14 protein-coding genes are annotated in these 12494 nt (G+C 61.9%); 8 read left to right on the top strand and 6 right to left on the bottom strand.

Translation table 11 applies throughout. The features are described from left to right. Positions 1-37: 37 nt before the first annotated feature. Together ASD83_RS20015 and ASD83_RS20010 are read right to left on the bottom strand one after the other, a co-directional pair. On the bottom strand, positions 38-1123 hold the full coding sequence (locus tag ASD83_RS20015; RefSeq protein ID WP_056314180.1) for a DUF4037 domain-containing protein: 1086 nt from the start codon (positions 1121-1123) through the stop codon (positions 38-40). Positions 1124-1132: 9 nt separating this feature from the next. Further along, positions 1133-2458: a hypothetical protein gene (locus tag ASD83_RS20010; RefSeq protein WP_156386064.1), complete on the bottom strand. Its 1326-nt coding sequence runs from the start codon at positions 2456-2458 to the stop codon at positions 1133-1135. 347 nt (positions 2459-2805) lie between these two features. Between ASD83_RS20010 and hemA the strand changes: the two genes are divergently transcribed. The 3 genes from hemA to ASD83_RS21215 all read left to right on the top strand — a co-directional run bounded on the left by hemA (position 2806) and on the right by ASD83_RS21215 (position 5279). Beyond that, positions 2806-4086 (top strand): 5-aminolevulinate synthase, encoded by a 1281-nt coding sequence (gene hemA, locus ASD83_RS20005; protein ID WP_056314178.1) that lies wholly within the window; start codon positions 2806-2808, stop codon positions 4084-4086. A gap of 432 nt (positions 4087-4518) precedes the next feature. Continuing rightward, the gene (locus tag ASD83_RS20000; RefSeq protein ID WP_056314177.1) at positions 4519-5037 is read left to right on the top strand and encodes a GNAT family N-acetyltransferase; all 519 of its coding nucleotides are present in this window, start codon (positions 4519-4521) and stop codon (positions 5035-5037) included. A 71-nt stretch (positions 5038-5108) separates the two neighbouring features. Further along, positions 5109-5279 carry a hypothetical protein gene (locus tag ASD83_RS21215; RefSeq protein WP_169745526.1) on the top strand — a complete coding sequence of 57 codons (171 nt, stop codon included), beginning with the start codon at positions 5109-5111 and terminating at the stop codon, positions 5277-5279. A gap of 297 nt (positions 5280-5576) precedes the next feature. Here ASD83_RS21215 and ASD83_RS19995 read toward each other — a convergent pair whose 3' ends face one another. From ASD83_RS19995 to ASD83_RS19980, 4 genes are all read right to left on the bottom strand, one after another. Continuing rightward, positions 5577-7124, bottom strand: coding sequence for a tripartite tricarboxylate transporter permease (locus tag ASD83_RS19995; protein ID WP_056314176.1), 1548 nt, complete (start codon positions 7122-7124; stop codon positions 5577-5579). Then, positions 7125-7622, bottom strand: a complete 498-nt coding sequence (locus ASD83_RS19990) for a tripartite tricarboxylate transporter TctB family protein (RefSeq protein ID WP_056314175.1) — start codon at positions 7620-7622, stop codon at positions 7125-7127. It abuts the gene before it with no gap. Next, complete coding sequence (locus tag ASD83_RS19985; protein ID WP_056314283.1) at positions 7619-8518, bottom strand: Bug family tripartite tricarboxylate transporter substrate binding protein; 900 nt, start codon at positions 8516-8518, stop codon at positions 7619-7621. The genes ASD83_RS19990 and ASD83_RS19985 overlap by 4 nt, the downstream gene beginning before the upstream one ends. Positions 8519-8665: 147 nt before the next feature. Next, positions 8666-10513, bottom strand: a complete 1848-nt coding sequence (locus tag ASD83_RS19980) for a putative bifunctional diguanylate cyclase/phosphodiesterase (RefSeq protein WP_056314174.1) — start codon at positions 10511-10513, stop codon at positions 8666-8668. A gap of 180 nt (positions 10514-10693) precedes the next feature. Between ASD83_RS19980 and ASD83_RS19975 the strand changes: the two genes are divergently transcribed. The 5 genes from ASD83_RS19975 to ASD83_RS19955 are packed head-to-tail and all read left to right on the top strand — an operon-like array spanning position 10694 to position 12494. Continuing rightward, positions 10694-11017, top strand: coding sequence for an ArsR/SmtB family transcription factor (locus ASD83_RS19975; protein WP_056314173.1), 324 nt, complete (start codon positions 10694-10696; stop codon positions 11015-11017). Continuing rightward, positions 11014-11265 (top strand): hypothetical protein, encoded by a 252-nt coding sequence (locus ASD83_RS19970; protein ID WP_056314172.1) that lies wholly within the window; start codon positions 11014-11016, stop codon positions 11263-11265. The genes ASD83_RS19975 and ASD83_RS19970 overlap by 4 nt, the downstream gene beginning before the upstream one ends. Then, positions 11265-11699, top strand: a complete 435-nt coding sequence (locus tag ASD83_RS19965) for a DUF1801 domain-containing protein (protein WP_056314171.1) — start codon at positions 11265-11267, stop codon at positions 11697-11699. Before ASD83_RS19970 ends, ASD83_RS19965 begins: the two co-directional genes overlap by 1 nt. A gap of 7 nt (positions 11700-11706) precedes the next feature. After that, a complete protein-coding gene (locus ASD83_RS19960; RefSeq protein WP_056314170.1) occupies positions 11707-12075 on the top strand; it encodes a DUF1801 domain-containing protein in 369 nt (122 codons plus the stop codon). Positions 12076-12083: 8 nt separating this feature from the next. Then, complete coding sequence (locus tag ASD83_RS19955) at positions 12084-12494, top strand: SRPBCC family protein (RefSeq protein WP_056314169.1); 411 nt, start codon at positions 12084-12086, stop codon at positions 12492-12494.

Here is a 12494-nt window from a genome sequence, read left to right as displayed (position 1 = left end):
TGAAGGATGGATGAAGAGAACCGCACGCTTTGCGAATTTAACTTTGAACTCGTTTGCCATCCAGCATTCGCGCGATGATCGCTCGCGATGTGGCGGCATCGGTCCGCAGTGGCGTCAAATCGCTGACCTGATCGATTGCCCCCATCACCGGCAGCATAGAGATCGCGGGATCGGCAATGGCTGCCATGGCGCTGGCTACGGCATCATCGGCATTGATGGTCGTGAAGGGGCGATCGAAATAGGGCCCGATAACCGGCTCGAAAGGCGCGATATTTTTCGCCTTTTGCCATTGCGCAAGCGCCAGATAGGCCGCTGCAAGCGCCTCGCCGCGCTCCTGCCACGCCTCGGCGCGCAAAACCGCGTCAAGGTGGGGGGTCAGCGTTTTGGCAATGGCAAGGCGGGAAAAACCGGTGCCGAACCATTTGGGATAGGGCGTGTAGCGTCGTTCAAGCAGAAACGCCATGGCCATGACATCATGGCAAAGCCGGGCGGCGATGATGCGGGAGCCGAGATCGTCGCCGGCTTGACCCGCGCGGCCGACAAAGGCCCGTTCTTCGGCGATGCGGCCCCACTGGCAGGCGATCTTGTAGAGCCAGACATCGCGGGGGAAATAGGCGAGGGTTTTTTGCAAGGTTTCGAGCCGGCCACCATCGTCGCGGAAAACGGCGCCCGCGGTGAAGGCGAGGAGGCTTTGTTCGGGCAGGCCCAGCCAATCGAGCGGCGTCAGATTTTCGAGAGAACGCAGCCCGGTATGAGCCTCTAGCCGGCCTTCAAAAGTGTGAAATTCGAGGCCATGACCCATGGCGCCCACAGCATCGGGGCCAGAGGCGGCAGGATGCGGACGACTGCGCCAGCCTGCGGGTTCGCCGAGGAAGGTCTCGGGCATGACGCTGGCAAAATCATCCAGCAGCCGGTGCGCATGAGCCGCGAAATCACCCTCGCTGAGATAGATATGAACGCGTGGCCCCCAATTGTGATCCTTGGAGGTTTCGTCGTCAAAGCCCAGCAATTCCGAGCCGTAGCCGATCAGGGCTGCCGAATGTGGCAGGTCCGGCGCTACCCGGACAAGCCAGGGCGCGACGACATCGGCATAAAACCGGCGCGAGAGTTCTATGCCTTGCATTGGCTTCCCTTAGTTCAACCGCTCGACCGAAGGCATCATCTTGTGCGGGGTGACGTCGCGGGCCTCTACCTCGTCGAGAAGACGGGAAATCTTTTCGACATTTTCGATGTGGCGCTGTTCCATGGAGAAGTTCAGCGTCACGTAATCGCGGCCGGGGCAGAAGGTGCAGATGTTCACCGCCGCGTGCCAGGCGCCGCAATAGAGCGGCTCAACCATGCCGTGGGTCATCGGCCCATAGGTGCGGTGCGGCGGCACGAGGGTGAGCACGATGTGCATGCCGCCATTGAAGCGCCAGAAGCGCTTGTTGGGGAGGCCCGGAAAGACGCGATTGAGCGCGCGCATGGCCCGGAACATCGCCATGATCATCACCTGAAACGAGGTGATGTCCTTCTGCTCGATGCCGGCCACGGTGTCGTCGACGGCGCGGACATATTCGACGAAGTCGTCCATGACCCTGAACTTGGCTTCGAGCGCGCGGACGCGGAAGAAGTCGTCGTCGGTATTGTTCCGCTTGGTATCGAGCATGGTATAGGCCGCGCCGATCACCTTCTTGCTCATCAGCTTTTCGGCGCCCTCGCCATTGAGCGCGTGGGTGACGAGCGCGAACATCAGCGAGCGCTGCCGCACGCCGAGCTTATTGGCGAGGAGCCGCAGGCGATGCCGCTCGATGGCGAGGGTCTTGAAACCCCAAGGCTGTTCCTTGGGGGCAAAGACATTAGCGAGGGCGAGATAGATCAGCGCGGTCATGCCGCCGCGGAATGCGCTTTTGATCCGATCAAAAAGCGGCAGCTTGTTGGACTTGTCGGACTGGACCCCATGACCGGCCGACGCCGAGCGCGTCAGGAGCGCCGAATCCGAGCCTTCGAGCAGCGCGTGGCTCGAACGCACCTGCAGCACGGCGGCGCGACCCTCGGCATCCGGCCCATCCCGGCGCACCGCCGCCATCAGGCGAAAGAGCGGCAGATCCTTGCGCTCGAAAATATCATGGGATTTGCTCAGCCACTTGTCGGGATAGCCATCGAACTCATCGACCATTTCGACCGAGGTGATGGCGTCGAGCAGGTGCTTGGGAAACGGCTGGCCCGGCTGGGCGCCAACGAAACCATGGGTCAGCTGCGGGGCCAGCGCGACCATTTCGGCCACCACATTGCCGAGGCTCTCCTTGTCGTAACTCTCCGTCGAGAACGCGGTGAAGAAAACTGTGTCCTGGCCCTGATAGAGGAACCACTGGAAATCGGTGAACAGGGCCTGCGGATTGCGTTTCACAGCGGCGGTGGCGAGCGCCATGGCGTCGGCGTGCTGGCCCGCGAAAGAAGACGAAGAAAAGCTCTTCACTTTAATACCCCCTCATGCCGTATCCCCCCGGCATGGCGATCTTGGCGTAGTCTTTCAGGCCCGGCAACAGCTTGGGCGGGTCCCGATTTATGCGCCAAGGCGCAAAACGCGCGATTTTGCCGCTCTGTGACATTATTTCGAGGGTTTTGTGCCTCCAACAGGGTGTGGTGCAGTTGGCAGATGCGCTGGGAAACTTTAGAATGGTTCTTGAAATCGCGACCTGATTGACCTTGGGGCGCGCGTCGAATTGACCTATATCAATGCGGCTTTCGCCCCCATAAATAGGGTGTGATCCAGCCACATTGGCATTCCTGCCAATGCTCCGGCAGGCGCAAAGGAACGGCCCCATGGACTATCGCGGTATCTTCGAGGATGCAGTGGACACGCTGCGTGCGGAAAAGCGCTATCGCGTCTTTGCCGATCTCGAACGTGTCGCCGGGCGCTTTCCCAAGGCCATCTATCGCGACGATGCCGACAATGCGCGCGAGATCACCATCTGGTGCTCCAACGATTATCTCGGCATGGGCCAGCACGAAAAAGTCGTGACGGCGATGCAGGAAACCGCTGGTGCCATGGGCGTCGGCGCCGGTGGCACGCGCAATATTTCGGGCACCAACCGCCCGCTGGTCGAGCTTGAACGCTCGCTCGCCGACCTCCACCGCAAGGAAGCGGCGCTCGTCTTCACCTCGGGCTTCGTGTCCAACGAAGCCGCGATTTCGACCATTGCGCGGCTCCTGCCCGATTGCATCATCTTTTCCGACCAATTGAACCACGCTTCGATGATCCAGGGCGTGCGCCAATCGGGCATGGAAAAGAAGATTTTTAGGCACAATGACGTCGCACACCTGCGCGAACTCCTGAGCCAGGTCGATCGCAAGCGACCAAAATTGATCGCCTTTGAATCCGTCTATTCGATGGATGGCGATATCGCGCCGATCAAGGAAATCTGCGACCTCGCCGAAGAGTTCGGCGCGCTGACCTATATCGACGAAGTGCATGCCGTCGGCATGTATGGCCCGCGCGGCGGCGGCATTGCCGAACGCGAAGGCCTGATGGAGCGCATCGACGTCATCGAAGGCACTTTGGCCAAGGGTTTTGGGGTCATGGGCGGCTATATCGCCGCCAATAAGGCGATCATCGATGCCGTACGCTCCTATGCGCCCGAATTCATCTTCACCACCGCCCTGCCCCCCGCGCTTTGCGCTGCCGCTCGCGCCTCCATCGAGCACCTCAAGGGCAATGGCCACGAGCGCATGATGCACCAGCGCCAGGCGCGGCTGACCAAGGCGATCCTGGCCGATGCCGGCCTGCCGGTGATGGAAACATCAACCCATATCGTGCCGCTGATCGTTGGCGATGCGCGCGCGGTGAAGGCCGCCAGCGACATGCTGCTCGACAAGCACAATATCTATATCCAGCCGATCAACTACCCCACCGTGCCCAAGGGCACCGAGCGGTTGCGCATCACGCCCACCCCGCTCCACACCGACGAAATGGTGTTCGAACTGCGCCATGCGCTGGTCAGCGTCTGGACCAGCCTCGAATTGCCGCGCGAAAAGGCCGATGCGGCTATTACCGCGAGCAAGCTGACTTCGGGGGATTTGACCCTGCCGAGCTTGGGTGGCTGATTTCTGGTCGTTTTAGACCCTTCCACCACCACGGAGTCATCCCCGCGAAAGCGGGGATCTCTGTTTGTGGCCTGGGATTGAGCTTGGCGCTTGCCGTCACCCCCTCCCGACCTCCCCCATCTAGGGGGAGGTGAAGGGACCGTGGATTGGGCAGGACAGTGCCACACTCTCGATGCAGCACCTCCCCCTTGATGGGGGAGGCTGGGAGGGGGTGGAGCCACACGCGTCAGCCCCCCTTGACCAAAATCCGCGCCACGACAAATATCTGTCATGATGCATCCTGCGCTCAAATTCCGACGTTGTGGCTTCCAGTCCCGTGTGGACGGGGGCATGGCGCCTGGGCGACGACGAGGCTGAGTTTTATCACGCCGTCATCGACTCAATGCATACCTGCCTCCGCCCGGTTGGCAGGTTTTTGTTTTCGGATTAGTGATGCCTCCTCAATTTGTTGCCTTTCGTACGGCCACCGCGGCAGACGTACCCGCTATTCGCGCCCTGGTGCGCGCAGCCTATGCCAAGTGGACACCCATTATCGGCCGCGAGCCGCGCCCCATGCTCGTCGACTACGCCGAAGCCATCCACGACTTCCGCTTCGATCTTCTGACCGTCGATGGACAGGTGGCCGGCGTGCTGCAAACCTGCCTTTGTGCCGATCATCTCTGGATCGAGAACCTCGCCGTGCATCCGCACCACCAGCGGCGCGGGCACGGCCAGGCGCTGATGGTGTTGGCTGAGCAACTCGCCCGCCATGCCGGGCTCGGCGCCCTGCGGCTCCTGACCAATGCGGCCTTTACCAGCAATGTCGCGTTCTATCAGAAGCTCGGCTACGAGATCGAGCAAAGCGAAGCCTTTATGGGCGGCACGACGCTCTACCTGACGCGGAGCCTTACCCCTGCCGCTCCCATTCGCCCAGCGCATGGCTGGAATAACGAGAGCCGCACTACCGCTTGAGCCAGGGAAGGATCATTTAGGGTGCATGGAAGCGAGCCGGGATCGTCCCGGGTCCGACAGTGGAGAAAACCATGAGCACCCCGCGCAAGAACAAGTTCTTTGCGACCCTCGACACCTTCGTTACCGTTTTCGGCAGTGCCGCAGCGGTTTCGGCAGCAGTTGAGGCTGGACGGGCGCCCAAGGCCAAGCACCTGACGGCCCTCGGGATCGAACCCACCGCCTTCCGCTCGATCGGCCGATAACAGCCGCGCGGGCCGCGCCCCTCCCTCCCGGTGTTTTGCCTCGCAAAACGCCAGCGGCCTGATGCGCTAGAAGCCGACATAAAAGCCCGGATGCCAGTTTCCCTCCCTGGCCTCCGGGCTTTTTCTTGTTTTTTTGGGCTTTTGGTCCATGCGTGGGCTGCATGACGGCGGGCTTCTCACCCACCGGCTGTCATCCCGGCGAAAGCCGGGACCCATCTTGATATCTCGGGATGGGCCCCGGCCTAAAGCCGGGGTGACAACCGAGTGTTGGAAGGTCTCAGTGAATAGCCGAAGCTCTCAGTCCTCGTCGCTCGCCAATTGCCCGAGCACCGCACCTTTGCCGCGCCAACGCATGATCATCGGCAGGCCCACCGCAATGATCGCCACGGCGTAGAGCACCAGCGAAATCGGCGAGTGGAACAGCACCGCCGGGTCGCCCTGGCTGATCGAGAGGGCGCGGCGGAGTTGCTGTTCGGCCATGGGGCCGAGAATAAGCCCCACCACCACCGGCGCAATCGGATAGCCGAAGCGGCGGAGGAGATAACCGAGCACGCCGAAGGCCAGCAACAGCACCAGTTCGAACGAGATACGCACCGAACCAAAACCCATGGACATGGCCCCATTGGCGCCCAGTGTACCGAGCGTCGCAAAGACCAGGATGCCGGCATAGAGCCAGGGTTTGGGAATAGTGAGCAGTTTCACCCAAAGCCCGATCAGCGGCAGGTTGAGCACCAGCAGCATGAAATTGGCAATGAGGAGGCTGGCGATCAGCGACCAGACGAGGCCGGCATTGTTGGCGAACAGCAATGGACCCGGCTGGAGACCGAACTGCTGGAAGCCAGCGAGCATGATCGCTGCAGTCGCCGTGGTCGGCAGGCCGAGCGTCAACAGCGGCACGAGCGTACCGGCAGCCGAAGCATTGTTGGCCGCTTCGGGACCCGCGACACCTTCGATGGCGCCGTGGCCGAACTCTTCGGGCTTTTTGGCAAAGCTCTTTTCGGCGCTATAGGAGAGGAAGCTCGCGATATCGGCGCCGCCGGCCGGCATGGCGCCGATGGGAAAACCGATAAAGGTGCCGCGGAGCCAAGAGGCCCACGAGCGCTTCCAGTCTTCCAGCGTCATCCAGACCGAGCCCTTGATCGCCATGACCTCGGCCTTGATCTGGTCGGGATCAGTCGCGGTCTTGATGGTTTCGCCGATGGCAAAGAGCGCCACCGCAAGGGTCGTCACCTCGATACCATCGAGCAGATCGAGAACGCCGAAGGCAAGGCGCGTCTGGCCGGTCTGCTGGTCGATGCCGATAATGCCGAGCCCCAACCCGATGAACAGCGCCGTAAGACCGCGCAGCGGACTGTCGCCAAAGGCGGCGGAGACGGTGATGAACGCGAGGATCATCAGCGCGAAATAATCGGCGGGGCCGAAGGACAGCGCAAATTTGACGACGAAGGGCGCGATGAACGCCAGGCCCAGCGTCGCGATCAGGCCGGCGACGAAGGAGCCGATGGCGGCCGTCGCAAGAGCCGGACCGCCCCGCCCCTGCCGGGCCATTTTATTGCCTTCGAGCGCGGTGACGATGGAGGCGCTTTCGCCGGGCGTGTTGAGCAGGATGGACGTGGTCGAGCCGCCATACATGCCACCGTAATAGATGCCGGCAAACATGATCAGCGAACCGGCGGGATCGAGATTGTAGGTGACCGGCAGCAAGAGGGCCACGGTCAGCGCCGGGCCGATGCCGGGCAAGACGCCGACCGCAGTGCCGAGGGTGACGCCGATCAGCGCGTAAATCAGGTTTTGCACCTGCATGGCGGCGATAAGGCCCTGGCCGAGAAGTTCGAAAGTGTTCACTTAGAAGCTCCCCGTCACGATGAAGCGCTCAACGGGTCCCATGGGCAGCGAAAGTTGCAGGCCGCGCGCGAAGATGAACCAGACGATGAAGGAAAAAACGACGCCGATGGGGATGGTCTGCCAGAGCGGACCGCGCCCAAAGCCCTTGGCGGTGAAGGCAAAGAGTACGCCGGTCGCGACGGCAAAGCCGGCCGTCGAGAGCAGCAGGATCTGCGCGACGAGACCGCCGACGATCCAGGCGATGGGGCCGAAATCATCCTTGCTGCGCGCCGGAAAGCCATTGCGGAGGGCCGAGATCAGCGTGCCCACGGCCAGAAGGCCGAGGCCGGTGGCGACGATATAGGGGAAGACGGTCGGGCCGACGCGCTGCTGGATCGGCGGCACGCGCATCTGGCTCGTCTGCCAGAAGATGATGATCGAAATGGCGGCAAGGATGACCGCTATGACGAGCGCCGCCCCATCGGGGCGGCGCGTGCTGTTGGATTGGCCAGCGCTCATTGCACGAGGCCGATGTCTTTCAGGATGGTTTCGGTCGCTGCGATATCGGCAGCAAGCTGCGTATCGAAGGCCTCGCCGTCGAGATAGGTATCGACCCAGCCCTTGGTTTCGAGCGCCGTCTGCCAGGTGGCCGAGGTCGCCAGCGCCTTGATGTCGGCAGTGATGGCGGCCTTCTGTTCAGCGCTGATGCCGGGAGCCGCAGCAACCATGCGCCAGTTCTGCACGGCGAGATCAACGCCGGCTTCCTTGAGCGTTGGGCCATCGACGCCCGGCACGCGCTCTTCGGACGATACGGCAAGGAGACGCAGTTCACCGGCCGCGATCTGCGAGGAGAATTCGCTGATGCCGGAAATACCGACGGTCACCTGGTTACCCAGAATAGCGGCCAGCGCTTCGCCACCGCCGGAATAGGCGATGTAGTTCACCTGGGTCGGATCGACGCCAACGGTCTTGGCGATGAGGCCGGCCGTGATGTGATCGACGCCACCAGCGGAGCCACCGGCCCATGAGACGGCGCCGGTATTTTCCTTGAGTTTTGCCACAAGGTCATCGAGCGTTTGGATATCGGAGGCAGCAGGCACGACGATGGCGACAGCTTCGCCGGTGAGACGGGCGATCGGGGTCACGTCGGCGAGGGTTACGGGCGACATATTGGTCAGGATGGCGCCGACCATGACATAGCCACCGACGATCAGGGCGTTGGGATTGCCGGCATCCTGGTTGGCGAACTGGGCAAGGCCAATGGTGCCGCCGGCACCGGGAACGTTGGTGACCTGCACATTGCCCGAAATGCCTTCGGCGGTGAAGGCCTCCTGCATGGTGCGGGCAGTCTGGTCCCAGCCGCCACCGGGCGCAGCGGGCGCCAGAATGGTGTAGTCAGCGGCCAGAGCAGGCATGGAGAGGGCGCCGGAAACCAGCGCCGCGAGTAGCAGCTTGTTCAAAAGATCCTCCCAGAAACAAGGCGAACGACGTTGCGTTCGTGCCTCCACTCTAGGCACGCTCCCTGTCATCGTCCTGTCACGGGGGTTTTGGGCGGGAAAGCCTCACGCCCGGCGGCGGCTGGAGTTCTCGGTCTCGCCCTGCCGGCCTTCGGAATAGGCATCGAGCAGAATGGTCGTCTGGCGCGCCGAAACCGGGCGCGAATAAAGATAGCCCTGCGCCATCCGGCAGCCGAAGCGCCGCAGGGCTTCTGCCTGTTCGGGACGCTCGACGCCCTCGGCGACGATGCGCATGCCGAGTTTCTTGACGATATCGACAAGGCCGGAAACCACCGTCTCGCTCGGCCCATCGACACCGAGCCTTGCGACGAAAGAGCGGTCGATCTTGATGATATCGACGGGGAAGGTGAGCAGATGCGTCAGAGAGGCGAAGCCGGTGCCGAAATCATCGAGCGCCACGAGAATGCCGCGGCTACGCAAGGCTTCGACCGCCCGGGGCACCAGCTGGTCGCTGCCGCCCATGAACACGGCTTCATTGACCTCGAGCACGATATGGCTGAGCGGCACATTGGCACGCCCAAAAATGTCGATGATGCGTTCGGCGAGATCCCCGCGCTGGAAATCGCCGGTCGTCACATTGACCCCGACATGCTGGAAACCGATCCCCGCATCGAGCCAGGTGCGCATATCGCGCGCCACCTGTTCGAGCATTTTGCCGGTCAATTCGCAGGCGAGGCGCGGATCGGTCAGGGCCAGATGGAATTCCCCCACCGACACCAGTTCGCCGCCCATGCGCAACCGCGCCAGGGCTTCGAGCCCGACGATCTCATTGGTCTCGAGATTGACGATGGGCTGATAGTGGGGCTCGACGCGATTTTCGGCCAAGGCCAGATCGAGTTGGCGCACAAGGGCCATGCGATGCGTCATTTCGGTGCGCAGATCAGCCTCGAAGGCCATGTAGCCACCGCGGCGCGCTTCCTTGGCGTGGTAAAGCGCAAAGTCGGCATTTTGCGAGAGCGTATCGGCATCTTTGCCATCGACGCCGAAAACCGCGCCGCCCATGGTCACGTGCGCCTCAAAGGATTGGCCGGACATTTCGACCATGCCGGTGGTCGTGTCGCTGACCATGCTGGCCCAATGTTCGAGCATGTCGTGGCTGGAACAGCCGCGGGCGATAATGGCGAATTCGTCGCCGCCGAGGCGGCAGGGAATGAGCGTCGGATGCACGGCGCCAAGGCGCGCGCCGACCGTGGCGATCAGCCGGTCGCCGGCGGCATGGCCGATCGTGTCGTTGACCGATTTGAGATGATCGATATCGAGGAGGATCAGGCCGAACGGCTGGTCCATATTGATATGCTCGCTCAGCAGTTCGTTATAGCGGCCGCGATTGGGCAGGCCGGTCAACACATCGTAATAGGCCAGCCGGAAATTGCGGTCGCGGATGCGCTCATGCTCGATGGCGAGGGCGCAAAGATGGGCGCAGGTTTCGACGATATTGCGCTCGGTGGCGGTGGGGCCGCGCATGGAGCGAAAATAGAAGGCGAAAGTGGCGATCACCTGCCCGGCCGGATTCTTGATGGGCGTCGACCAGCAGGCCCTGAACCCGAGCGGCAGGACCAGGTGGCGAAAATCGTCCCAGAGCGGGTCGGTGGCGATATCGGTGACCACCACTTCTTCCCGGCGATAGGCCGCGGTGCCGCAGGAGCCTATTTGCGGCCCGATCTTCAAGCCATCGATAGCCGCCGAATAAAATTTTGGCAGGCTGGGCGCCGCCAGCGGACGAAGGGTGTCGTTGTCATCGACCAGAAGAATGGAGCAGACCGCCTCGGGGGCAAGTTGCTCGGCGCGCTGGCACAGCAGGCGTCCGATAGCCGAGAGGGCCTCACCCTCGGCCACGGCCTCCAACACTTCGGTCTGCAGCCGTAAAAGCTGCTCTGTCTCGCCGCCGGTCATCGCCGTCTCCCCGGGATTCCGGACCAAAATGCTCTAGCCGGGTAAAGGGAGCGTTCTGCGACCAATGGCAATTGCATAAAATAGTCGGTTTAAGCTCCGCCGGTCCCCGCCAGATCGCGCTTGACTCTCAAATAGCCATGGAGCTATGAATTAAACCATAGCCAATGAGGTATCGATCCGATGCAAGCAGGACCAGACACGGTGTTCAAGGCCCTGGCCGACCCCACAAGGCGGGCGCTGTTCGAGCGTCTCTGCCGCGAAGGCGAGCGCACGGTGGCGGTGCTTACCTCCGGAGCAGGCGTATCCCAGCCCGTCGTTTCAAAGCATCTCGGCGTCCTGAAGGAAGCGGGGCTGGTGCGCGGACGGATCGATGGACGGCAAACCCATTATAGCGCCCAACTGCCCGCGCTCGGCCCCCTCGTCGACTGGACCAAAGAAATGGCGGGGTTTTGGGAGGGCCGCTTTGATGCCCTGGAAGATTTGTTGAGGAGAATGGACCAATGAGCGACATCGCCACCACACCACCCCGTTCCGCCTGGCCTCGCTGGGTCCGATTGTCCCACCGCTGGATTTCCGTCGCCTTCGCCTTGAGCGTGGTTGCGACCTCCATCGCCTTGGCACAGGCCGAACCCATTTTGTGGATGTCCTATGTGCCGCTGTTTCCGCTTCTGCTGCTGTTTTTGACGGGCACCTATCTCTTCGCCCTGCCCTATTTTGCCAAGTGGCACCGGCGCGGCAAGGATGCAGCCTGATGGCGGAGAAAAAAGCGCTCAAGCCCAATGAGAGCGGCGTCGTACTGCTCTCGGGCGACAATCCGCAGATCGCCAAGGGTTTTGGCGACGAACCTGTCGCCGCCTATATCGCCGCCGTGCCCGGCTGGAAGCAGGCGATCTGCCGGCAGGTGGACGCTCTGGTAGTGAAAACCGTGCCGGGGGTGAAAAAGGCGGTCAAATGGAACACGCCGCTTTATGGCCTTGATGGCGAAACGTGGTTTTTGAGCATGCATTGCTTCAAATCCTATGTCCGCGTGACCTTCTTCAAGGGCACCGAACTCGACCCCATGCCCGCCAAGGCGTCCAAGGTTGCCGGCGTGCGCTATTATGACGTTACGGAAGCCGGGATAGACGAGACGCAGTTTGCCGATTGGGTGAACCAGGCCGCGCTGCTGCCGGGCGAAAAGATGTGAGGCTGAAATGAGCGAAACGACTGCATCGGAAAAAATCGATGCCCGCATTGCCGAACTTGGCGGCTGGCGCGCCGAAATGCTGGCGCGCATCCGCAAGCTGATCAAAGAGGCCGACCCCGCGGTCACCGAAGAGTGGAAATGGGAAAATCCGGTCTGGTCGCATGGCGGCATCATCTGCACCGGCGAAGCCTATAAGGCGGCGATCAAGACCACCTTTCCCAAGGGCGCTGTTCTCGCCGACCCCAAGGGCATCTTCAATTCGAGCCTGACGGGCGGCACGCGCCGGGCAATCGATTTTCGCGAGGGCGACACGGTGGACGAAGCCGGTTTCAAGGCGCTGATCCAGGCCGCCATTGCCCAAAATCATTCGAAATAGGTTTATCCATGACCCAGACTACACAAGATATCCGCACCGTCGTCGTCGAACGCGATTTTTCCCATAGGCCGGAAAAGCTCTGGCGCGCACTGACCCAGCCGCATCTGATCAAGGAATGGCTGATGAACAGCGATTTTGCCCCGGACCTGGGCCACAAGTTCCAGTTCACGGCCGATTGGGGTGCCGTCGATTGTCAGGTCAAGGAAATCGAGCCCAATCGCACACTAGCCTATTCCTGGGACGCCTATGGGCTTGAAAGCACGGTCACCTGGACGCTGACCCCGACGACCACCGGCACGCAATTGCGCATGGAACAGACCGGTTTTAGGCCAGACCAGAACCAAGCCTATCACGGCGCGCGGATGGGCTGGCCGGACTTCTTCGGCAAACTCGAAGATACGCTGGGCCGGATGGAATAG

The sequence above is a fragment of the Devosia sp. Root685 genome (genome assembly GCF_001427875.1).
GTDB lineage: Bacteria > Pseudomonadota > Alphaproteobacteria > Rhizobiales > Devosiaceae > Devosia.
The sequence above is the reverse complement of the archived record's forward strand: the minus strand, read 5'-3'. Positions and strand labels throughout refer to the sequence as shown.